General features: G+C 45.3%; 17 protein-coding genes. 16 read left to right on the top strand and 1 reads right to left on the bottom strand.

Features of this window, described 5'->3' with window-relative positions:
- From KH172YL63_RS14195 to KH172YL63_RS14165, 7 genes are all read left to right on the top strand, one after another.
- Nucleotides 1-834: a TlyA family RNA methyltransferase gene (locus KH172YL63_RS14195; protein ID WP_173106720.1), complete on the top strand. Its 834-nt coding sequence runs from the start codon at nucleotides 1-3 to the stop codon at nucleotides 832-834.
- Between the two features lie 417 nt (nucleotides 835-1,251).
- Nucleotides 1,252-1,701, top strand: a complete 450-nt coding sequence (gene ahrC / locus KH172YL63_RS14190; RefSeq protein WP_173108189.1) for a transcriptional regulator AhrC/ArgR — start codon at nucleotides 1,252-1,254, stop codon at nucleotides 1,699-1,701.
- A 103-nt stretch (nucleotides 1,702-1,804) separates the two neighbouring features.
- Nucleotides 1,805-3,514 (top strand): DNA repair protein RecN, encoded by a 1,710-nt coding sequence (gene recN, locus KH172YL63_RS14185; protein WP_173106719.1) that lies wholly within the window; start codon nucleotides 1,805-1,807, stop codon nucleotides 3,512-3,514.
- A 125-nt stretch (nucleotides 3,515-3,639) separates the two neighbouring features.
- Complete coding sequence (gene spoIVB, locus KH172YL63_RS14180; protein WP_173106718.1) at nucleotides 3,640-4,926, top strand: SpoIVB peptidase; 1,287 nt, start codon at nucleotides 3,640-3,642, stop codon at nucleotides 4,924-4,926.
- A gap of 670 nt (nucleotides 4,927-5,596) precedes the next feature.
- Entirely contained in the window at nucleotides 5,597-6,376 is a 780-nt protein-coding gene (gene spo0A, locus KH172YL63_RS14175; RefSeq protein WP_173106717.1) for a sporulation transcription factor Spo0A, read from the top strand.
- 215 nt (nucleotides 6,377-6,591) lie between these two features.
- Nucleotides 6,592-6,804 (top strand): hypothetical protein, encoded by a 213-nt coding sequence (locus KH172YL63_RS14170; protein WP_173106716.1) that lies wholly within the window; start codon nucleotides 6,592-6,594, stop codon nucleotides 6,802-6,804.
- A 148-nt stretch (nucleotides 6,805-6,952) separates the two neighbouring features.
- Nucleotides 6,953-7,687: a glycerophosphodiester phosphodiesterase gene (locus KH172YL63_RS14165; protein WP_173106715.1), complete on the top strand. Its 735-nt coding sequence runs from the start codon at nucleotides 6,953-6,955 to the stop codon at nucleotides 7,685-7,687.
- Nucleotides 7,688-7,702: 15 nt separating this feature from the next.
- On the opposite strand, the gene KH172YL63_RS14160 is transcribed toward KH172YL63_RS14165, so the two are convergent.
- Nucleotides 7,703-7,942, bottom strand: a complete 240-nt coding sequence (locus KH172YL63_RS14160) for a DUF2627 domain-containing protein (RefSeq protein WP_173106714.1) — start codon at nucleotides 7,940-7,942, stop codon at nucleotides 7,703-7,705.
- Nucleotides 7,943-8,067: 125 nt separating this feature from the next.
- Between KH172YL63_RS14160 and KH172YL63_RS14155 the strand changes: the two genes are divergently transcribed.
- The 9 genes from KH172YL63_RS14155 (at nucleotide 8,068) to KH172YL63_RS14115 (ending at nucleotide 23,342) form a co-directional block, all read left to right on the top strand.
- Nucleotides 8,068-10,137: a sigma 54-interacting transcriptional regulator gene (locus KH172YL63_RS14155; protein WP_173106713.1), complete on the top strand. Its 2,070-nt coding sequence runs from the start codon at nucleotides 8,068-8,070 to the stop codon at nucleotides 10,135-10,137.
- Between the two features lie 151 nt (nucleotides 10,138-10,288).
- Nucleotides 10,289-11,203: a phosphate butyryltransferase gene (gene yqiS / locus KH172YL63_RS14150; RefSeq protein ID WP_173106712.1), complete on the top strand. Its 915-nt coding sequence runs from the start codon at nucleotides 10,289-10,291 to the stop codon at nucleotides 11,201-11,203.
- 37 nt (nucleotides 11,204-11,240) lie between these two features.
- Nucleotides 11,241-12,338 carry a branched-chain amino acid dehydrogenase gene (gene bcd, locus KH172YL63_RS14145; protein WP_173106711.1) on the top strand — a complete coding sequence of 366 codons (1,098 nt, stop codon included), beginning with the start codon at nucleotides 11,241-11,243 and terminating at the stop codon, nucleotides 12,336-12,338.
- A 133-nt stretch (nucleotides 12,339-12,471) separates the two neighbouring features.
- Complete coding sequence (buk, locus tag KH172YL63_RS14140; protein ID WP_173106710.1) at nucleotides 12,472-13,593, top strand: butyrate kinase; 1,122 nt, start codon at nucleotides 12,472-12,474, stop codon at nucleotides 13,591-13,593.
- 19 nt (nucleotides 13,594-13,612) lie between these two features.
- Complete coding sequence (lpdA, locus tag KH172YL63_RS14135) at nucleotides 13,613-15,037, top strand: dihydrolipoyl dehydrogenase (protein WP_173106709.1); 1,425 nt, start codon at nucleotides 13,613-13,615, stop codon at nucleotides 15,035-15,037.
- A gap of 120 nt (nucleotides 15,038-15,157) precedes the next feature.
- A complete protein-coding gene (locus KH172YL63_RS14130; protein WP_173106708.1) occupies nucleotides 15,158-16,156 on the top strand; it encodes a thiamine pyrophosphate-dependent dehydrogenase E1 component subunit alpha in 999 nt (332 codons plus the stop codon).
- 14 nt (nucleotides 16,157-16,170) lie between these two features.
- Nucleotides 16,171-17,154, top strand: a complete 984-nt coding sequence (locus KH172YL63_RS14125; protein WP_173106707.1) for an alpha-ketoacid dehydrogenase subunit beta — start codon at nucleotides 16,171-16,173, stop codon at nucleotides 17,152-17,154.
- 44 nt (nucleotides 17,155-17,198) lie between these two features.
- Nucleotides 17,199-18,503 carry a dihydrolipoamide acetyltransferase family protein gene (locus KH172YL63_RS14120; protein ID WP_173106706.1) on the top strand — a complete coding sequence of 435 codons (1,305 nt, stop codon included), beginning with the start codon at nucleotides 17,199-17,201 and terminating at the stop codon, nucleotides 18,501-18,503.
- Between the two features lie 495 nt (nucleotides 18,504-18,998).
- Nucleotides 18,999-23,342: a S8 family serine peptidase gene (locus KH172YL63_RS14115; RefSeq protein WP_173106705.1), complete on the top strand. Its 4,344-nt coding sequence runs from the start codon at nucleotides 18,999-19,001 to the stop codon at nucleotides 23,340-23,342.
- Nucleotides 23,343-23,510 lie beyond the last annotated feature (168 nt).

The raw sequence follows: 23,510 nt of genomic DNA, 5'->3' as shown, positions 1-23,510 counted from the left end.
ATGAAAGTAAAAAAACAACGTATAGACGTACTTCTGGTAGAACGTGGATTAATGGAAACAAGAGAAAAAGCAAAACGTGCAGTCATGGCAGGACTTGTTTACTCCAATGAAATGAGACTGGACAAACCGGGTGAAAAAGTGAGTGAAGACATTCCCTTGACGATCAAAGGAAAGGTCATCCCATATGTCAGCCGCGGTGGACTGAAGTTAGAAAAAGCACTGAAAGTGTTTGATGTAGACGTAAACGAAAAGGTAATGATCGACATCGGCGCCTCAACAGGCGGCTTTACTGATTGTGCCCTGCAAAACGGAGCGAAGATGTCATACGCACTCGATGTCGGATACAATCAGCTTGCCTGGAAGCTGCGCCAGGATGAGCGGGTCGTAGTAATGGAAAGGACCAATTTCCGCTATGTCACCCCTGCTGACTTGGAAGGGGAAATGCCAAGCTTTGCATCGATTGACGTTTCCTTTATTTCACTATCTTTGATTTTGCCTGTCCTGAAAACGTTACTCGTTCCAGGCGGGGACTGTGTCGCACTTATCAAACCCCAGTTTGAGGCAGGGAAAGATCAGGTAGGGAAAAAAGGCATCGTAAGAGATCCCGCGGTTCATAAAATGGTCATCGAAAAAATCATGACGCTTGCCTTGAAAGAAGGCTATCATATTGCAGGATTGTCGTATTCCCCGATCACCGGCGGAGATGGAAACATTGAATTCCTCATTCATCTTAAATGGTCTGGAAACGAAGGCGAAGGTGAGTCCCTCCTGACGACGACACCTGATGAAGTCATTGAAGATGCACATAATCAATTAAAGGCGAATACGCAATAAAATGGGCCGCCCTTTCTTCAAAGGGCGGTTTTAGCTTGTTTATCGACTGGTGGATTGCAGAGAACGCTAAAGTGGAAGTTGATCATATATGAGGAAAAGTCGATAATATCCCTATGAATGTCGATAAAATCAAGACCAAGGTCGATAATAAATGATGAGAAGTCGATAATATCTCCCGAATATCGCCTGAATCATGCTGTCTAGGCGCACAGGATAGCCTAGACCGCTTTCTGCAAGTCCATTTACGTCTGCCTGAAACAAAATGATCAGCAGACCGTACAGGAAAAGCACAACGCATTTTTCTTGTGTCCACTCCTGTAGCTTTTTTTATTGTACTTCCACACAAAATAGGCTAACATAAGCGTAGAGGTATATTTATACAGGCTTTAATCCAATGTAAGAGGTGTATGTTCTATGATGAACAAAGGACAAAGACATATTAAAATTAGAGAAATCATTACAAATAGAGACGTTGAAACGCAGGATGAATTGGTTGAAAGCCTGAAGAATGCAGGTTTTAATGTGACCCAGGCGACCGTCTCCAGGGATATCAAGGAACTGCATCTCGTAAAGGTTCCGCTGATGGATGGCAGATACAAGTATAGTCTGCCGGCAGACCAGCGCTTTAATCCGCTTCAAAAGCTGAAGCGCACACTGACTGATGCTTTCGTGAAAGTGGATCAGGCAGGTCATATGCTGGTGATGAAAACGTTGCCTGGTAATGCGAATGCCATCGGTGCGCTGATTGATAACCTGGATTGGGAAGAAATCCTCGGAACCATTTGTGGAGATGATACATGCTTGATCATCTGCCGTACGGAAGCCGAGACGAAAACCGTTTCAGAACGATTTTTAGATATGCTTTAAAATGTAAATGTCAATGGGCATAAGCCCTTCATACAAAATCCAATAGGACGCTTTTCTTTATGATATGTGAGGGGAGTGTTCCTTTTTATTTGAGGTGGATGTTTTGCTACAAGAACTATCAATCAAAAATTTCGCCATTATCGATGCCCTGTCCCTTTCTTTTGAAGAGGGTCTGACCGTATTGTCCGGTGAGACCGGTGCCGGTAAGTCCATTATCATTGATGCGATTCATTTGCTGGTGGGAGGAAGAGGATCCTCGGAATATGTGCGTCATGGGGAGAAAAAGGCGGAAATTGAAGGGTTATTTATTCTTGATAATGAAACCCATCCTTGTTTTCAGAAAGCTGCAAGTTTCGGGATTGAAATCGAGGAAGGTATGATCATCCTTCGCAGGGATATCTCAAGTACGGGTAAAAGCGTTTGCCGTGTCAACGGTAAGCTCGTGACGATTGCGATCATGAGGGAAATCGGTGGGTCGCTCATCGATATCCATGGTCAGCATGAGCACCAGGAACTGATGAATGAGAGTCTTCACCTTTCCCTGCTGGATCAGTTCGGCGGCAATGATATTGCGGCATGTTTAGAGAGCTACGGGGAAGTTTATAAAGAGTATCTGTCCATTTATAAGCAGCTGAGAAGGTTGAATGAGAATGAGCAGGAAATGGCCCATCGTCTGGATCTGATTCAATTTCAGCTGAAAGAAATCCAAGATGCGGAACTGCAGCTGAATGAAGACGAAGAGCTACAAGAAGAGAAGCGTAAGCTCACGAACTTTGAGAAACTTTTTGAGGCGCTTCAAACATCGTATGACAGCATACAGGGTGAACGGAAAGGGATGGATTGGGCAGGACTTGCGATGAGTCATCTTGAGACGGCTGCCGAGGTGGATGCCCAGCACGAAAAGACCCTAGAGTCTGTATCCAATGCCTATTACATGCTTGAAGATGCTGCGCACCAGGTTCGCGGTGCCCTGGATCAGCTTGAGTTCGAGCCGAACCGATTGGATCTCATTGAATCAAGGTTGAATGAAATCAATGGATTGAAGAGGAAATACGGCTCTTCGGTTGAAGAAATTCTGGCATACAGTTCAAAGATTGAAGAAGAAATCGAAACGATCACAAATAAGGATTCCCACGTGGAACAGTTGCAGCGTAAATTACAGTCCCTTGAAAAAGATTTATCTCTTGAAGCGAAAAATCTGACGGAAACGAGAAAGTCATGGGCTAAAAAGTTGACTGCGAGCATCCACGAGCAGTTAAAGCAGCTATATATGGACAAAACAAAATTTGAAGTGCGTTTTGTAAAGAGTGGTGACAAGGAATCCTTTTCATTTCAGCATTTTAAAAAGGACGGCTGGGATACGGTCGAATTCTACATATCCACGAATCCTGGTGAGCCCTTGAAGCCACTGTCCAAGGTTGCTTCAGGCGGGGAACTTTCCCGTATTATGCTTGCCATGAAGACCATTTTCTCGAAACATCAGGGTATCACTTCGATCATTTTTGATGAGGTGGATACCGGTGTCAGCGGAAGGGTTGCACAGTCGATTGCGGAAAAGATCTATCAGGTTGCCGTCCACTCCCAGGTGATGTGTATTTCCCACCTTCCTCAAGTGGCAGCGATGGCCGACTGCCACCTGTTCATTGCAAAAAAGCTTTCAGGAGGCAGGACAAGTACTACGGTAAAGCGTCTGCAGGAAGTGGACAAGATCAAAGAAATCTCCCGGATGATCTCCGGAGTGGAAATCACAGACCTCACTTTAGAACATGCCAAGGAACTGCTCCAACTGGCGGCATCCATCAAAAAGACATGAAAAGCTATCCAATTCGGGTAGCTTTTTTTCATTATTACCAGTTATAAATGAAGCTTTTAAAGGCAAAATTAAAACTGTAGCCAACAGTAAGTGTGCAAGGATCAGAAGCGAGGAGAGTGAATAGTTTGAAGGTAGACTGGTTAAGAAAATGCATAGGTGGAATTCTCCTTGTTTCGCTTTGTCTTATTGGTTTTTACAAGCCTGTCCAACAATATGTAAACACACCGAACGCCATAAGAGTAATGGAAGGGGATCAAGTTGCTCTCCCTAAGGCTGCTTCCGTCGCTGCAATGGGTTCTCATACTAAACATGTTCAACTGAAAGAAGGGGAAGGTCAGCTCTCGATACAAGGGAGTTCAGTAGGTAAGGACGAAGTTGTTTTCGAACTTGCCGGCCTGCCTGTGAAAAAGGTCGATGTAGAAGTACTGAAAGATTTCAAGGTGATCCCGGGAGGTCAATCAATCGGGGTCAAGTTAAATACAGTAGGGGTATTGGTTGTAGGTCATCATCTCGTCGAGACAGATGCAGGGAAATTGTCACCCGGAGAAAAAGCCGGGATTGAAGTGGGAGATATGATTACGGAAATTAACGGGACCAAAATTGAAAAGCTTGCCGATGTTGCTCCTTTTGTTCAAAAAGCAGGAGAAGAAACAAAGTCTCTTGATGTCGTGTTAAAGCGGGAACAAAAGACGGTGAAGACACAATTGCTTCCGTTGAAAGAAAAAGGGGAAAAGAACTACAAGCTGGGCCTTTATATACGGGATTCTGCAGCAGGGATCGGGACAATGACATTTTATGATCCCGAGTCAAAAAAATACGGAGCCCTTGGCCATGTGATTTCTGATATGGATACAAAAAAGCCGATTGTCGTGGAGAATGGTGAAATCGTCAATTCAGAAGTGACTTCCATTCAAAAAGGGGCGGATGGAAAGCCTGGGGAGAAGTTGGCCCGCTTTTCATCAGACAGGAATGTCATCGGGAACATCACCCGGAACAGTCCGTTTGGCATCTTCGGAAAGCTGAATCAGACGATTGAAAATGATTTGCTGGATAAGCCGATGCCGATCGCTTTATCACACCAGGTCAAAGAGGGTCCTGCGCAAATCTTGACAGTGGTGGATGGTAAAGAAGTGGAAATGTACGATATTGAAATTGTCAGTACCATTCCCCAGAAATATCCGGCGACAAAAGGGATGGTATTAAAAGTGACGGATCCAGAGCTGCTGGAGAAAACCGGCGGAATCGTACAGGGAATGAGCGGAAGCCCGATCATCCAAAACGGCAAAGTCATCGGTGCCGTCACCCATGTGTTCGTCAATGATCCGACAAGCGGGTACGGCGTGCACATTGAATGGATGCTGAGCGAAGCCGGAATCGATATTTATAAAAAAGATCACAACCGGGCAAGCTGATGATGAAACCCTTCACAACGTACCGTTCAACGGTGCTTGTAAGGGTTCTTTTTTATGATAGGCTTTTTCGCATAGATTGTTGCTATTTTGAGACGTTAATGTAAGCATTTTAAGAAACTTGAGACTGGGGAGTGAAATATGCCAAAGCAATGAATCAAGTGCAATGTACTTGAATGACGTTGATCACTACTATTCATAAGATGAATTAATCCAGTGGATTTTTGGTTTTTATCTTCGATGGTTGATTGGAGCGGAAGATGCTCGACTCCTGCGGGAACCGCTGGACAGGTGAGACCCCGCAGGCGAAGCCGAGGAGGCTCACCGCCAGCCCCGCGGAAAGCGAGCATCTGGAGCGGAAATTAACCGCAACTCGCTTGTCTAAAAGCCACAATGTTTACGAAAACAGCCTTATGATAAAAGTCATGCCTGCAATACAAAGAGTGTTTGCCAAGAAGGGCTGTATGTTGTTAAAATAAAGATTATTCGACAAATGGATTGATAAATATCGAATAGGGTCGAAATACAAAGAAAAAGTAAGAAAATCAAAGAAAAGATATTATTTTTTAAGTTTTTTTTCAAAATAAAAGGAATTTAGGTTGCATTGTCGAAAAAGTAATTTAGAATAAAAAATACAGAGATGAATTAATTAGGATTGAGGAGGAAACCTGTAGTGAAATCGATTAAAGTATGTGTTGTGGATGATAACCGTGAACTAACGTCATTATTGGAGGACTACATTGCTTCACAAAATGACATGGAAGTGGTAGGAGTAGCCCATAATGGTCAAGATTGTTTAGATTTATTGGAAGAAGTGGATCCGGACGTCCTCGTCTTGGATATCATCATGCCCCACCTGGACGGATTGGCGGTGCTTGAAAGACTCCGTGAAAGGAAAAACATCCCGAATGTGATCATGTTGACTGCCTTCGGTCAGGAAGATGTCACGAAAAAGGCGGTTGACCTTGGAGCTTCCTATTTCATCCTGAAGCCATTTGATATGGAAAACTTAGTGAGCCACATCAGACAAGTGAGCGGTAAATCAAACTCAATCATCAAAAAACCTTCCTCATCCAGAATGAATACAGAACAAAAACCGAGAAACCTTGACGCAAGCATTACAAGCATCATCCACGAAATCGGTGTACCGGCACATATCAAAGGTTATTTATATCTTCGTGAAGCCATTTCAATGGTGTATAACGATATCGAATTACTTGGCTCGATCACAAAGGTCCTTTATCCTGATATCGCAAAAAAATACAATACAACGGCCTCAAGGGTGGAAAGGGCAATCCGCCATGCCATCGAGGTAGCTTGGAGCAGAGGGAATATCGATTCAATTTCATCTTTATTCGGCTACACGGTCAGCATGTCAAAGGCTAAACCAACCAATTCCGAATTCATTGCCATGGTCGCAGACAAGCTTCGATTGGAGCACATGGCTTCCTGAAAGAGAAAGAAATAGCTGGAATATATATGAGAAACCCCCATGGGCAACGACGGCCTCTGGGGGTTTATTTTTCTGGCTGCGTGGTTTTCGTGAATTGAATAAAAGCCCGGGGTCACAATCGCCTCTTTTTTCAACCCTTGGTAATTCGCCCTGACAGCTTGTCCTCTCAATCATATGATACAGAGTAGTGCAAAATGATACGGGGAGGTGAGAATATGGGGAATTACCGCAATAACAACAGAGTAAGAGGTGCTTCCGACCGTTGCAGGAATAATGATGTGGCCGGTGTGTCAGATCGTGATTTCAGAGTGCCTGTTAAAGCATATATCGAAGGTGAAGAATTTTGCAGAGCTGTAAGACGCTGCATGGATAATGATGTGGCAGGAGAAAGTGATGACCGGCGCCGCAGATGCAACTGGTGGTTCTAATGCACAAGAAAAATCCTGAGTATTTCAGGATTTTTCTCTTGATGGTTCATCCTTTATGGAGGTCATCAATATGTATATAATAAAGGTGATATATCAACCATAACCGTAGGGTTCTTACATAAGTGATTATCGGAAGGGGAGTGGACGCATGACTTTCATCTTCGCACATAGGGGATCGGCAGGGACGCATCCGGAGAACACAATGGAGGCGTTCATTGAAGCTGAGAGGGTAAAGGCGGACGGAATTGAATTGGACGTCCAGCTCACGAAAGATGGAGAAATCGTGGTGATTCATGATGAAACGGTGGACAGGACGACAAACGGGAAAGGCTTCGTTAAAGATTATACGCTGAAGGAATTGCAGAAACTTCAAGCCAATTATACCTTCAAAAGCAAGTTATTCAAGAAGAACCGTGTTCCTTCATTGAGGGAAGTGTTTCATTGGATGAAGAATAATCAGCTTTACTGTAACATTGAGTTAAAAAACAGCATGATCGATTATCCGGGTCTGGAAGAAAAGGTGATTGAGCTGATCCGGGAGTTCGGCTTTCAGGAACGCATCATCATATCATCCTTTAATCATTACTCGATTGTGGCATGCTATCGTTTAGAGCCGTCCATTGAAATTGCACCCCTTTATTCTTCGGGATTGTTTATGCCCTGGATCTACGCCCGGTCATTGAGGGCAGGTGCCATTCATCCAAATGTAAAAGCTGTACGGGATGATATGATAACCGAATCGATGAATAATGGCATCGCCGTCAGGCCGTATACAGTGAACAAGGTTCAGCAGATGGAGAGGCTACTGGATTTAGGGTGTTCCGCATTTGTGACGGATTATCCTGAAAGGGCATGGAAGCTGCGGGAAAGTAAAAAAGGCTAACGCATATCGACTGCGCTAGCCTTTTTTGTTGAATCGTGATTGGACTTTATTTTGTTTACGGTCACGGTGAAGGACGAATCCGGCAATGAAACCTAAACCGCAAACGAAGAAAACCAATCCAATGATAAATTGCAGCCAAAGATACGGGATGGGAGGCTGCAGGATCCCGAAAAGCATATCTCTCATCAGCTTGATCCCAAGGGCAGCGAGCGCTCCTGGAATCAGCATGATAATCAAAGCGATTAGACGGACCATTCGTTGTATATCTCCTTTACAATTCCATACTAAAATTCTAACGCCAAGTAGAGAATTGTCAAGTTGTGAAAAGTAGTGTAACATAATGTGTGTGAAAAAAATTGCATGTGTCGGGGTGAAAAATATTGCAAGAGGTTCTGATTGTCGGTGGTGGTAAAGGCGGGACCGCCATATTGCAAATCCTCCACGAAGTCTCCGTCATGAAAGTAATTGCAGTGGTAGATATAAATGAAAACGCTTCAGGAATGGGGATGGCCAAGGAGCTCGGTATACCGACCGGCAAGGACTGGCGTCCGTTCCTTAGCGATTCTGTAGATATTGTGATTGAAGTGACCGGGGATCAGCGTGTGTTTGAAAGCATCAGGGATGAACGGGGGAAGAACACTGTTTTGATTCCAGGGAGTGTCGCTTTCCTTATTTCCAAACTGCTGGAAGATAAAGAAGACCTCATCCACCAGTTAACGAGTGAATCTTTTAAAAGGGATTTGATCTTTAATTCCACTGATGATGGAATGGTTGGAATTGATGATCAGGGAATCGTGATGCTTTTTAATAAGAGTGCTGAACGGATGATAGGCAAGAACAGTGAAGATGTCATCGGTTTACATATTTCAGATGTGATTCCAGAAAGCAGGCTTACCACCACGATCGAAACAAGACGAACAGAGATCCACCAGGAGGTTGTATTGGAGAATGGTTTGAAAATCATTTCCAACCGGATTCCGATGATCACTGACCGTGATGAAATCATCGGAGCATTTTCAGTATTTAAAGATATTACCGAAGTGGTGAATCTTGCAGAAGAGATCACCAATCTCAAAGAAATCCAGACAATGCTTGAAGCCATCATCCACTCAAGCGATGATGCGATATCTGTTGTAGATGAAGAGGGAAAGGGAATCCTCATCAACCCTGCTTACACAAGGATCACCGGGCTCACGCAGGAGCAGGTCATCGGGAAGCCGGCGACAACAGACATTTCAGAGGGGGAAAGTATCCATCTGAAAGTGCTCCAGACAAGGCGCGCAATCCGGGGGACCAGGATGAGGGTAGGCCCTAAACGGAAAGAAGTCATCGTCAATGTAGCGCCGATCATTGTGAATAACAAGCTGAAAGGAAGTGTGGGTGTCATCCACGATATGTCCGAAATTCAATCCCTGACACAGGAGTTGGACCGGGCAAGGAGGATCATCCGCACCCTTGAAGCGAAATATATGTTTGAAGATATCATAGGCGACTCGGAGGAAATGATGATTGCCGTCGAACAGGCGAAATTAGGGGCAAAAACCCCTGCAACGGTCCTTCTACGGGGAGAATCAGGGACTGGGAAAGAGTTATTTGCCCACGCCATACATAATGCGAGTGACCGGAAATTCAACAAGTTCCTGAGGGTTAACTGTGCTGCATTATCTGAAAACCTGCTCGAAAGTGAGTTATTCGGCTATGAAGAAGGAGCCTTTTCCGGGGCGAAGCGCGGAGGCAAGCGGGGATTATTTGAAGAAGCGAATAATGGGAGTATCTTTCTTGATGAAATAGGGGAGCTCAGTGCCAATACCCAGGCAAAGCTGCTCAGGGTCCTGCAGGAGCATGAAATCGTCCGTGTAGGCGGTACGAAATCCATCCCGATCAACGTGAGAGTCATTGCGGCAACGAATGTAAATCTGGAAAAAGGCATGGCAGATGGCTCATTCAGAGAAGATCTATATTACCGCCTCAACCGAATGCCCATTCAAATCCCGCCTCTCAGGCAAAGGAAATCGGATATTCCAAAGATCTCTGAAGCGCTCATTGCCAAAATCAATCAAGACTATGGCCGGAATGTGGAAGGAATCACGGAGGCCGCCATGAACAAATTGATGAACTACCATTGGCCAGGCAATGTGAGGGAGCTTGAAAATGTCCTTGGCAGGGCGATCATCTTCATGGAATATAACGAAGTGAACATCGATGATAAGCATTTACCTCAACTTATAAATGCTGCAAACCCAGTCAAGTCTGTGTCTGAACCAGTGTCACCAGAAGTGCCCGGTGATCTTGCTGCCCAGGTGGAGCACTTTGAAAAGAATATAATTCAAAAGGTTTTAGAGCAGAATAAAGGTAACAAAACGGCCACTGCCAAAGCATTGAATGTGTCTGTGCGAAATTTGTACTACAAAATAGAGAAATATCAAATTGATATTGCAGGCATGAAATAAATAGCATGAAATATTTTGCATAGTGTGAAACATTTTTCATGGCGGAAGATATGAAGATAAAGCGTTTCCAATGATTTTAAAGTTGGCATACTTCTTGCATAATGTTTAATGGAGTCGAAAATAAAAGAAAAAAGGGGTTGAACCAACATACATGAATCTACAATCTTTAGTGGAAAAAGCAACCCAAATCGAACATTCCACTGTAGCTGTTGCGGCTGCAGAAGATAAGGAAGTACTCGGAGCGGTCGCGATGGCGGTTGAAAAAAAGATGGCCAGCTTTCTTTTATATGGAGACAAGGAAGAAATCACTTCCATACTGAAAGAAGTTGCACCGCACCTCATAAACGACAGCAATATCATCATCAAGCATGCATTTTCACCGCAAAAAGCAGCGGAATTGGCCGTGAAGGCGGTCAAGGAAAATGAAGCTGGTGCGCTGATGAAAGGGAATGTCCCTACAGCAGTCATATTAAAGGCTGTTTTAAATAAAGAGTGGGGGCTCCGTACAGGCAGTGTATTATCCCATGTGGCAGCTTTTGAGGTTGCAGGTTTTGACAGGCTTACATTCATTACGGATGCAGCCATGAACATCGCCCCTGATTTGCAGCAAAAGGCACAAATTATTGAAAATGCAGTCGGAGTGGCCCGTTCGATCGGGGTTGTTCAGCCGAAAGTGGCACCACTTGCAGCAGTAGAAGTAGTGAACCCGGCCATGCAGTCAACGGTTGATGCCGCGTCCCTGACGATGATGAATCAGCGGGGGCAAATCAGAGATTGTGTGGTAGATGGACCGCTAGCCCTTGATAATGCAGTATCGCTCCATGCTGCAGAACATAAGGGGATCAAAGGCGAGGTAGCCGGACAGGCGGATATTCTTCTTGTCCCGAACATTGAAACAGGTAATGCATTGTATAAGTCCTTGATTTATTTTGCGAAAGCAAAGGTCGGGGCAGTCATTGCCGGGGCAAAAGCACCGATTGTATTAACATCCAGGGCGGATAGTGCAGAGAGTAAACTGTATTCTCTGGCGCTCGCTATATGCTCTGCTTCAAATAAAAATGATTAAACAAAAACCATTTATTAATATCTAGGGGGAAATAACAATGAAAATTTTCAGCTATATGGAACAATATGATTATGAGCAATTAGTATTCTGTCAGGATGAAGCTTCAGGCTTGAAAGCGATCATCGCCATCCATGATACAACACTTGGACCTGCCCTTGGTGGAACGCGTATGTGGACGTACGAATCAGAAGAAGCGGCAATCGAGGATGCACTTCGCCTAGCCAAAGGTATGACGTACAAGAATGCGGCTGCTGGCCTGAACCTTGGTGGAGGAAAGACGGTTATCATCGGAGATCCACGCAAAGATAAGAACGAAGAAATGTTCCGTGCATTCGGTCGTTACATCCAGGGACTGAACGGACGCTATATCACTGCTGAAGATGTAGGTACAACGGTTGCCGATATGGACCTGATCCACGAAGAAACAGATTACGTAACGGGAATTTCCCCAGCATTCGGTTCTTCTGGTAATCCATCTCCTGTCACTGCATACGGGGTTTACCGTGGAATCAAGGCTGCTGCGAAAGAAGCGTTTGGCACGGATTCCCTTGAAGGGAAAACCATTGCTGTCCAAGGTATCGGAAATGTTGCCTACAATATGTGCCGTCACCTGCACGAAGAAGGTGCAAACCTGATCGTGACAGATATCAACAAAGAAGCTGTTCAACGTGCAGTGGAAGAATTCGGTGCCAAAGCAGTGGATATTAACGACATTTACAGTGTTGATTGTGATATCTTCGCGCCGTGTGCTCTTGGGGCGATCATCAATGATGAAACGATTCCACAGCTTAAGGCGAAAGTCATTGCCGGAGCGGCAAATAACCAGTTGAAAGAATCGCGCCACGGTGATGCAATACATGAGATGGGTATCGTTTATGCGCCTGATTATGTCATCAATGCCGGTGGCGTCATCAATGTAGCCGATGAATTGTACGGCTACAACAGTGAAAGAGCGATGAAGAAAGTCGAGCAGGTTTACAATAATGTTGAGCGCGTAATCGAAATCGCGAAGCGCGACAACGTTCCGACATATGTGGCAGCAGACCGTATGGCTGAAGAAAGAATCGAGAAAATGCGCCGTTCAAGAAGCCAATTTTTACAAAACGGACAGCATATCTTAAGCAGACGCGGATAAATTAGAGAACAACGCTTTACTTTGTCAAAAGTGAAGCGTTTCTTCCCTGTAAATACGAACAAGTAAAGAGTAAGGGGTTATCTGTCATAGGGGGAATTTTCTACGTGAAAAACATGACAATACAGCTACCCAAATGGAGGTAACAACAGTGCAAGAGAACAAACATCGAATTCTCGTCATTAATCCTGGATCAACATCGACCAAAATAGGTGTCTATGATGATGATCGATCCATTTTTGAAAAGACGATTCGCCATGATGCAGACAAAATCAATGAATTTCCAGCAATAATCGATCAATATGAATTCCGTAAAACGACGATCCTGCAGACGCTTGACGAGGAAGGGATCAATATTTCTAAATTAAGTGCCGTATGTGGCCGGGGGGGACTTCTAAGACCGATAGAAGGTGGCACATACCTGGTCAATGATGAAATGCTGAAAGATTTAAGAGAAGGATTTTCTGGTCAGCATGCATCAAATTTAGGCGGTATCCTGGCATATGAGATCGCTTCAGGATTAAATATTCCATCATATATCGTGGATCCAGTCGTAGTGGATGAGCTACAACAGCTTGCCCGCGTTTCAGGATTCTCGCTCATCGAAAGAAAAAGTATTTTCCATGCATTGAATCAAAAAGCGGTTGCAAGAAGAGTCGCGAAACAAATCGGAAAAAAATACGAAGAACTCAATCTGATCATCACCCATATGGGCGGCGGTATCACAGTCGGCGCACATCAAAATGGGAAAGTGGTGGATGTGAACAACGGTTTGCACGGTGATGGACCATTCAGTCCTGAACGGGCAGGCACCGTTCCTGCAGGGGATTTGGTTGACCTATGCTTCTCAGGAGACTACTACCGGGATGAAATCATGAAGAAACTTGTCGGACAAGGCGGCCTGGTCGGTTACCTTGGGACGAACGATGCCGTCAAAGTAGAGAAAATGATTGAAAACGGCGATGATCAAGCGAAAGCAATCTATGATGCGATGGCTTATCAAATTGCCAAAGAAATCGGTTCTGCCAGTGCGGTTCTAAGCGGCAAGGTAGATGCAATTGTCCTTACCGGTGGCCTTGCCTACGGGAAAGAGTTTGTGAAAGAAATCAGCGACCGCATCAACTGGATAGCGGACGTTGTGATCCAGCCTGGTGAAAATGAGCTTCAAGCACTTGCAGAAGGGGCTTTAAGGGTTCTGCGTAAAGAAGAAGACTATAAAGTATATCCTGGAAATGTTAAAGAGGAAGCAAGAGTTTAAGTCAAAGGGGGAAACAAGAGTGGCAGAAGAGTATGATTTAGTCATTCTGGGTGGAGGTACTGGCGGTTACGTTGCCGCCATACGTGCTTCTCAACTTGGATTAAAAACAGCAATCGTAGAAAAAGGAAAACTGGGTGGCACTTGCCTTCATAAAGGGTGCATTCCGAGTAAAGCCCTTCTGCGCAGTGCGGAAGTATACGCAACAGCCAAACACAGTGAAGATTTCGGCGTGAAGATCAATGGGGTGGAACTGGACTTCAGCAAGGTTCAATCCAGAAAAGACGGAATCGTCGAACAGCTTCATAAAGGTGTGCAGCATCTGATGAAACAAGGGAAAATCGATGTGTTTGAAGGAATTGGACGCATTCTCGGTCCTTCCATCTTTTCGCCGATGCCGGGCACGATTTCCGTGGAAATGAACAACGGTGAAGATAACCCGATGCTGATCCCGAAAAATGTGATCGTAGCAACTGGTTCGAGACCCCGTTCACTTCCTGGACTCGACATTGATGGGGAATTTGTCATGTCTTCTGATGAAGCGCTTTCACTTGAATCGCTTCCGAAATCGATCATCATTGTCGGGGGCGGAGTGATTGGTATTGAATGGGCATCCATGCTGTCTGACTTTGATGTTGAAGTAACCGTTGTAGAATACGCTGATAAAATCGTCCCGACGGAAGATCACGAAATCTCGAAAGAAATGCAGCGCCTGATGAAGAAAAAAGGCGTCAAAATCGTCACAGGTGCCAAAGTGCTTCCGGAAACGCTAGATAAAGGGGACGGTGAAGTCACGATCAAAGCAGAGCATAAAGGCGAAGAAAAATCCTTCACTGCTGAAAAAATTCTCGTAAGTGTTGGGCGTCAGGCAAACGTAGAGGGTATCGGTCTTGAAAATACCGATATCAAAGTGGAAAAAGGCTTCATTGAAGTCAATCAATTCTTCCAAACGAAGGAATCCCACATATACGCAATCGGAGATGTGATCGGCGGACTTCAATTAGCCCACGTCGCTTCTCATGAAGGAATCACCGCGGTTGAACATATGGCAAATGAGAACCCGCATCCGATTGACTATTCATTGATTTCAAAGTGTATCTACAGCAATCCTGAAATTGCGAGTGTCGGAATCACGGAACAGGAAGCGAAAGAACAGGGATACAACCTAAAAGTTGGTAAATTCAGCTTCCGGGCAATCGGAAAAGCGCTTGTTTACGGAGAATCAGATGGTTTCGTGAAGATTATCGCAGACAAAGACACGGATGATATCCTTGGTGTCCATATGATCGGTCCGCATGTAACAGACATGATCTCAGAAGCTGGACTTGCCAAAGTGTTAGACGCAACGCCTTGGGAGATTGCGCATACGATCCATCCGCATCCGTCCCTTTCAGAAGCCATTGGTGAAGCGGCGCTCGCTGTCGATGGGAAGGCTATTCACTCGTAGAACAAGGATCTGCCCCTTGCAGTTTAGAGGGGCTGGACAACCAAACAATCAATCTAAGTGGAGAAGGGCGGAACTTGTCTGCCTTCTCCTACCATAAGACCGTGTAGGAGGTAAAATGATATGGCTGAAAATCGTCATGAAGAATTAGGGCTTTCCAATGAGAAAGTGTTAGAAATGTATGAAACCATGCTGCTTGCCAGAAAAATCGATGAGCGCATGTGGTTATTGAACCGTTCGGGTAAAATCCCGTTTGTTATATCGTGTCAGGGCCAAGAAGCTGCTCAAGTCGGTGCAGCATTCGCACTGGACCGGGAAAAGGACTATGTGCTTCCTTACTACCGTGACATGGGTGTCGTGTTAACATTCGGGATGACGGCAAAGGAACTGATGCTTTCTGGCTTTGCGAAAGCAGAAGACCCGAACTCCGGCGGACGGCAAATGCCTGGTCACTTCGGACAGAAGAAGAACAACATCGTTACAGGTTCCTCTCCGGTAACCACTCAGGTGCCACATGCAGTGGGGATCGCCCTTGCAGGTAAAATGGAGAAAAAGGATCTAGTTACGTTTGTGACATTCGGTGAAGGCTCTTCCAACCAGGGAGATTTCCACGAAGGGGCTAACTTTGCAGGTGTACATAAATTACCGGTTATCTTTATGTGTGAAAACAATAAATATGCGATTTCCGTTCCGATTGAAAAGCAATTGGCTTGTGAGAATGTATCGGACCGTGCGATCGGATATGGAATGCCTGGCATCACAGTAGATGGGAATGATCCGATCGAAGTGTACAAGGCAGTGAAAGAAGCTGCGGACCGTGGACGCCGCGGAGAAGGACCGACATTGGTTGAAACGGTTTCTTACCGCTTAACCCCACACTCTTCGGATGATGATGACAGAAGCTATCGTTCTCCTGATGAAGTAGCGAAGGCAAAGACAAATGATCCAATCATCACGTTCGGTGCTTATCTGAAAGAAACAGGCGTCATGAATGATGAGATTGAAAAAGATATCAATGACCGCATTATGAAACTAGTGAACGAAGCAACCGATTATGCAGAAAATGCTCCATATGCTGAAGCAGAATCAGCAATGAAGTATGTTTACGCAGAAGAGAAGTAAGGGGGAATTCAATCATGCCAGTAATTTCATATATTGATGCCGTGACTATGGCGATTAGAGAAGAAATGGAAAGGGACGAAAAAGTTTTCGTCCTTGGTGAAGACGTCGGGAAAAAAGGCGGGGTGTTCAAAGCGACCCACGGATTATACGATCAGTTTGGTGAAGACCGTGTCATTGATACACCGCTTGCAGAGTCTGCGATTGCAGGAGTAGGGATCGGTGCTGCCATGTACGGAATGAGACCGATTGCTGAGATGCAGTTTGCCGATTTCATCATGCCTGCTGTCAACCAGATCATATCTGAAGCAGCGCGTATCCGCTACCGTTCGAACAATGACTGGAGCTGTCCGATGGTGATCCGTGCCCCTTATGGAGGCGGAGTTCATGGAGCGCTTTACCATTCACAATCCGTGGAAGCAGTATTTGCCAACCAGCCAGGATTGAAAATCGTTATGCCTTCCACTCCATATGATGTGAAAGGACTGCTGAAAGCGGCCATCCGTGATGAAGATCCGGTTATGTTCTTTGAGCATAAACGTGCTTACCGCCTGATCAAAGGGGAAGTGCCTGAGGATGATTACACGCTGCCAATCGGAAAAGCTGATGTGAAGCGTGAAGGGGAAGACATTACCGTCATCACTTACGGACTGTGCGTCCACTTTGCCCTTCAAGCAGCAGAAAAGCTTGCCCAGGACGGAATTGAAGCTCATATCCTTGATCTGCGCACGATCTATCCATTAGATAAAGAGGCAATCATTGAGGCGGCTTCCAAAACAGGTAAAGTCCTTCTGGTGACGGAAGATAATAAGGAAGGTAGCATCATGGGAGAGGTTTCTGCCATCATTGCTGAAAACTGCTTATTTGAACTCGATGCACCTATTAAACGACTTGCGGGTCCAGATGTACCTGCCATGCCGTATGCACCGACAATGGAAAAATACTTTATGATCAATCCGGATAAAGTAGAAAAAGCCATGCGTGAACTTGCAGAATTCTAATTCGATTATATAACCATCAAACGCACAGTAGGGAGGGTTCCTCATTGGGTATTGAAAATATGAAAATGCCTCAGCTAGGGGAAAGTGTTACAGAAGGTACAATCAGTAAATGGTTGGTGTCACCTGGTGATACCGTCAATAAATATGATCCGATTGCAGAAGTACAAACGGATAAAGTGAATGCAGAAGTTCCATCATCTTTCACAGGCACGATCAAAGAATTGATCGCTGAAGAAGGGGGCACCCTTGAAGTAGGGGAGCTCATCTGTTCTATCGAAGTGGAAGGTGGAGGCTCTGCACCTAGTGAAGAAGCTCCGAAAGAATCGCTTGAAAAAGCAGACACGACTGCATCGAAATCACAATCTGCAAACAAGGAAAGCGGCAATAAAGCAAGATACTCTCCTGCCGTATTAAAGCTTTCCCAAGAGCATGATATTGATCTGAATCAAGTGGAGGGCACTGGAAACGGTGGCAGGATCACACGTAAAGATTTGAAGAAAATCATCGAATCAGGGTCCATTCCGAAAGCAGCGGATGCTGCACCTGAGAAGTCAGCACCGGCACCGCAGCAGGCGCCTGTTCAAGAGTCAGCACCTGCACAACCGGCCAAGCCTTCAGCACCTGCAGCGAATGTACCAGTCGTACCTGGAGATATCGAAATTCCTGTTTCAGGTATCCGCAAAGCGATTGCTTCCAATATGGTACGCAGCAAGCATGAAGCGCCTCACGCCTGGACGATGATGGAAGTGGATGTAACGAATCTTGTTGATTACAGAAATTCACTGAAGAACGAATTTAAACAGCGTGAAGGGTTCAACCTGACTTTCTTCGCATTCTTCGTAAAAGCTGTGGCTCAAGCTTTAAAAGAATATCCACAAATCAACTCGATGTGGGCAGGAGACAAAATCGTCCAGAAGAAAGATATCAATCTTTCCATTGCGGTGGCAACAGACGATGCGCTGTATGTTCCTGTCATCAAAAATGCGGATGAAAAAACGATCAAAGGCATTGCAAGAGAAATCACTGAGCTTGCCGGAAAAGTCCGCAGCGGTAAATTAACTTCCCAGGATATGCAGGGCGGCACGTTTACTGTCAACAATACCGGGTCATTTGGTTCGGTACAATCGATGGGTATCATCAATTATCCGCAAGCAGCGATCCTGCAAGTGGAATCGATCGTCAAGCGTCCGGTTGTCATGAACAACGGAATGATTGCCGTTCGTGATATGGTGAATCTGTGTATGTCGCTTGATCACCGCGTTCTTGACGGCCTCGTTTGCGGTAGATTCTTGCAGCGCGTTAAAGAGATTTTAGAAAATACAACAAAAGAAAATACATCAGTATATTAATAGTGGCAAAGGACTAACCTTGAGGGGTTAGTCCTTTGTTTTGTTTCGAAATAGATCATATATCATGTCTTCGTATGAAGAAGACATGGTAAATGGCCATTCAGATGAAGATATGGTTCAGTGGCGAAACATGAATAGGTCTTATGACTGCTTCGGCGTTCGTCTACAACCCTACCTCGAACTAATAACTCATTTTTTTTGAAATAAAATGATGAACGATGTTAAATACCCACCTTTTACCCTGATAGAGAAAGAGAATAGCCTGGATTATTCCTGAAGTTATAAAACCTTTGGGGCAAAATGCTTATGGGAAAACCTTAGGTATATGACTTTCCTATTAAATGTGTAAAAGCAACAGTTATTTCGACATTAATATACAACATTCCCTTATCTTGATTGGTTATCTTTGGTTTAACACCTACTTTTTTCCATTGGTGGGATGTCAGGAGGTGGAGGTCTACCTAAGGAGCCAAAAAAAGATTGGGAGGGAATCTAATGTCACAAAGAAAATTCAGAGCAAAATGGTTATCCATTGTACTCATCTTAGTCATGTTTGTCCCCTTGATGTTTCCACTGAATGCAGGGGCGGCAAATACCTCACAAATATCCCTTGCGAAAGAAAAACCATCCACATCTGCAAAAGATTCAGCGAAAGTCAGCCCACAAGCCAAGATTACATCAAAACTGCAAGAGCAGTTCAAAAAAGATAAGCACGTCACATACTTAGTGAAATTCAAGGATCAGCTTGATGCTGAAAGCATATCCAAAAAAGCGTCCGAGACAGCAAAAAAGCAGAAGTTATCTGCAAATAGTAAGAAGTTATTGAAACGGAATATGGTTGTCTCTGAACTTCGAGCCCAAGCCCTTGAATCTCAGGCACAAGTGAAAGAATACTTAACGAAAGAAAAGAAGTCAGGTGAAGTGAAGGAAATCAAAGACTTCTATGTTGTAAACGGAATGGCGGTTACAAGTACGAAGAAAGTCATGGAGAAAATTTCGACCTTTGCTGAAGTTGAGAAAATCCTTCCGAACGAAACAAGACAGATCATCCAGCCGGCGAAGGCAACTTCTACAGCAGAATTGAATAAGGAAGCTCCGAATACACCAGCTTCAATTGAATGGAATATCGACCGGGTTGGAGCGCCGGCTGTTTGGGAGATGGGAATCGATGGAGCAGGAACGGTCATCGCTTCGATTGATACCGGAGTACAGTGGAACCACCCTGCACTGAAAGAAAAATATAGAGGGTATGATCCGCAAAATCCTGACTCACCAGACCATGAATTCAACTGGTTTGATGCAACTGCAGGACAGAGCGCGCCATATGACGACCAGGGACATGGAACTCATACTGTTGGAACAATGGTCGGTTCTGAGCCTGATGGCAGTAATCAAATTGGTGTTGCCCCAGGTGCCAAGTGGATTGCCGTTAAGGCGTTTACAGCCGATGGTGGAACGGATGTAGACTTATTGGAAGCAGGAGAATGGATTCTGGCACCGAAAGATGCTGAAGGAAATCCCCATCCTGAAATGGCGCCTGATGTTGTCAATAACTCATGGGGCGGCGGAGCAGGGCTGGATGAATGGTACCGGGACATGGTGAGTGCCTGGAGAGCAGCGGAAATTTTCCCTGAGTTCTCTGCAGGAAATACAACGTTATTCAATCCTGGTGGACCAGGTTCGATTGCGAATCCTGCCAACTATCCAGAATCATTCGCAACAGGTGCAACGGATATCAATGATCAATTGGGAAGCTTTTCGTTGCAGGGACCTTCTCCTTATGATGAAGTAAAGCCGGAGATTGCCGCACCGGGTGTCAATATTCGTTCTTCGGTTCCGGGTGGCAATTATGAAGGCGGATGGAATGGCACGTCGATGGCTGGTCCCCACGTAACGGCAGTTGCAGCTTTATTGCGACAAGTGGATGCAAGCCTGACAGTGGACGAATTGGAAGAAATTCTGATGTCAACCGCTGTACCGTTAACTGACGGCACATTCCCGGAATCGCCTAATAACGGGTATGGACACGGTTTGGTCAATGCGTTTGACGCTGTATCCTCCGTTATCAGCGGGATTGGAAAAGTGAAAGGACAGGTTTCAAAGGAAGGTGATGACACAGAAGCTCCTGTCATCAGTCATGAAGCACCACAAGAAGCATTTAAAGAAATGAATCTGCCATTACAGGCAGAAGCAAGTGATAACGTAAGCGTGACGAGTGTCGCCCTTCACTATCAAAATCAGGACGGTGAATGGGAACAGATAGAAGCAGCCAGAACGTCAGGCGATTATAGAACGGGAACGTATGAAGCCGTCATCCCGGGTGAAGCTCTCACTGGTGACCAGGTTACGTATAAATGGACGGCAATGGACTTCGGTGGAAATGAAGTCGAGTCGGATACGTACACGATCAATCTTCTGCCAGGAATCAGTGTCGGGTATGAACAGGATTTTGAATCCCCGGTAGCAGGGTGGACGTCGTATGGCCCAGGCAACAGCTGGGAGCGGGGAGTTCCGGCAAGTGGTCCGGAAACGGCAGCTTCCGGTGAAAACGCATATGCCACGAATTTAGGCGGAACGTATGAAAACAGTGCAAATATGTCGCTTCAAATGCCACCGGTCGATTTACCTGAAGGGGCGAGCTTCCTGCAGTTCCAACAGTGGCATGAGCTCGAACGCAACTATGATTATGGTCATGTATTTGTATCTACTGATGGAGAAGAGTGGACGCAGGCACTAAGGGTAAATGGCAATACAGAAGGTTGGATCGAAGGAGAAGTCGATCTGAGTCAATATGCCGGTCAGCGTGTATACGTGGCGTTCAACGTCACAACTGATGGGAGTGTTACGAAACAAGGGTGGTATCTGGATGATGTGAAGCTAAGCGCGGAATCCATTCTTCCAGCTAAGAAGATGAATCTTGGTTTGAAGTCGAAAGATGAGAAATCATCATCATTGTCGAAAAAGCCAAGTGTGAACCCGGATAAGATCACACTTAAGCATGCAGTGAAGCAAGATGAAAAGGCGGTTGAATCTGGGCCAGCACCTGTACTCCTTCCGTTACAGGCAGAAGTAAGCGTATTGGAGACAGGCCGGTCAGTCTACACCAATCCGGCAGATGGATCATATGAAATGACTCATGCAGCAGGGGATTTCACATTACAGGCATCCACATACGGCTATAAGTCAGAATCACAACGTGTGACGATTGATGCCGATCAAACATCGACTGCCAACTTCACCCTTGAAGAAATCCCTCAAGGGAATATCACCGGAACCGTGACCAACGAAGTAAGCGGTGAACCAGTAGAAGGTGCAACTGTGTTCGTTCTTGAAGATGCGGTTGTAGAGCCTGCAGTCACGAATGCAGATGGGGAATATGAATTAGAAGCTTACGAAGGGAATTACACCCTGAAGGTGGTTGCGCCTTACTACTATAGTAAGGAATTGAGTGTCACGGTTGAAGGCGGGGAAGTGACAACCGCCGATGCATCTCTGGAACCATTCATCGGGTATCCAGGGGAGATAGGCTATGATGATGGCACAGCTGAAAATGCACGTGCATTCTATGATGCAGGAAACGGCTGGGCTGTGAAGATGTCCCTTGAAGAAGGAAATGAGACGGCCCTTGTGACTGGCGGGTTGTTCCGCTTCTGGAATACAGAATGGCCGGTACCTGGTGGGACTGCATTCAAGGTAGCCGTATATGATGCATCTGGACCTGACGGAGCCCCAGGGAAGAAAATTGCAGGACCGTTCGATGGCACTGCTCTTCGAAACGGCGAGTGGACACATGTTGATCTCAGCGAACATGGCATCATGGTTGATGGAGACTTCTACATGGTGTACATCCAGTCTGCACCTAATCCGAATGCCCCTGGACTTGGGACGGATGAGGATGGTGAAAATGCAGCCAGAAGCTGGCAATTCGTTGGTGGAGCATGGTCTCCGTCCCCGGAGGATGAAGGGAACTACATGATCCGTGCCACGGTGAATTATGAAGTGACTGCACCGGTCATCACTTCACCGAAGGATGGATCTTTCACCAATAAAGATTCGGTTACAGTGGAAGGGACCTCTGCACCGACAACGACCGTTCACCTCTTTAATGGTGATGAGAAAGCAGGTACTGCCGACACAGCTGAGGATGGAACATTTTCACTTGATGTTTCACTGCATGAAGGTGAGAATGTATTAACCGCCAAGGCAGCAACTGAACAGGGAATGACTGGTCCATCGGATGCGATTACGATCATGCTTGATCAAGTCAAGCCAGAACTCTCCATCACTTCACCGGAACATGACATGAAAACGAACCGGGAGGCCATTACGGTCGAAGGAACGGTCATGGATGAAAATCTGGCATGGGTAAAAGTGAACGGAGAGAAAGCGTCGGTCAGCGACGGCGAATTTAGTCATCGAATCCTTTTGGATGAAGGTGAAAATGTCATCCAGGTTGTTGCGAAAGATAAAGCAGGGAACAAAAAGAAAAAACGTGTAACAGTTTACGCGAAATTTGGGGACATTGAAATTGAAAACCTTCTCCCAGGAGAGGATAAAGAGCTGAAAAAGGGTGAATCCGTCAAAATCGAATTTGACAGTGAGCCTGGTCTGGATGCGACATTTGTCATTCACATGCCTCTGACAAATGCCGGTCAAGTAACAAACGCCACTGAACTGCCAATGATGGAAACCTCACAGGGACATTACACTGGATACTACACAGCCACCTCAAATGTGAAGGCACCCGGGGCAGTCATTGAAGTAAAGGTGAAAGATGAATATGGTAATGTCACAACCAAACAAGCGGCAGGAAAGCTTTATATCAATACAAAAAAATAGCGTGAATGGAAGGAGAGTTGTCACAGGCAACTCTTCTTTCTTTTCTCATTTCCCATAGACATTGAAGAAAAGCGGTTTTTTTTATATACTAAAATAGCATTAGTAGAAAGATTTCGAATTTTCAAAGGGGATTCGGGCGTTTCGTCCGAAGATTTCATCATCATTTAT

Origin of the sequence: Bacillus sp. KH172YL63 (genome assembly GCF_011398925.1) — a bacterium.
Taxonomy (GTDB): domain Bacteria; phylum Bacillota; class Bacilli; order Bacillales; family Bacillaceae_B; genus Rossellomorea.
The sequence above is the reverse complement of the archived record's forward strand: the minus strand, read 5'-3'. Positions and strand labels throughout refer to the sequence as shown.

Excerpts from the sequence above, each read along its gene's own strand:
- KH172YL63_RS14165 (WP_173106715.1), top strand. The coding sequence starts at position 6,953 with ATGACTTTCATCTTCGCACATAGGGGATCGGCAGGGACGCATCCGGAG.
- KH172YL63_RS14125 (WP_173106707.1), top strand. The coding sequence starts at position 16,171 with ATGCCAGTAATTTCATATATTGATGCCGTGACTATGGCGATTAGAGAA.
- buk (WP_173106710.1), top strand. The coding sequence starts at position 12,472 with ATGGAGGTAACAACAGTGCAAGAGAACAAACATCGAATTCTCGTCATT.
- yqiS (WP_173106712.1), top strand. The coding sequence starts at position 10,289 with ATGAATCTACAATCTTTAGTGGAAAAAGCAACCCAAATCGAACATTCC.
- KH172YL63_RS14170 (WP_173106716.1), top strand. The coding sequence starts at position 6,592 with ATGGGGAATTACCGCAATAACAACAGAGTAAGAGGTGCTTCCGACCGT.
- KH172YL63_RS14195 (WP_173106720.1), top strand. The coding sequence starts at position 1 with ATGAAAGTAAAAAAACAACGTATAGACGTACTTCTGGTAGAACGTGGA.
- ahrC (WP_173108189.1), top strand. The coding sequence starts at position 1,252 with ATGAACAAAGGACAAAGACATATTAAAATTAGAGAAATCATTACAAAT.
- KH172YL63_RS14130 (WP_173106708.1), top strand. The coding sequence starts at position 15,158 with ATGGCTGAAAATCGTCATGAAGAATTAGGGCTTTCCAATGAGAAAGTG.
- KH172YL63_RS14160 (WP_173106714.1), bottom strand. The coding sequence starts at position 7,942 with ATGGTCCGTCTAATCGCTTTGATTATCATGCTGATTCCAGGAGCGCTC.
- bcd (WP_173106711.1), top strand. The coding sequence starts at position 11,241 with ATGAAAATTTTCAGCTATATGGAACAATATGATTATGAGCAATTAGTA.
- KH172YL63_RS14115 (WP_173106705.1), top strand. The coding sequence starts at position 18,999 with ATGTCACAAAGAAAATTCAGAGCAAAATGGTTATCCATTGTACTCATC.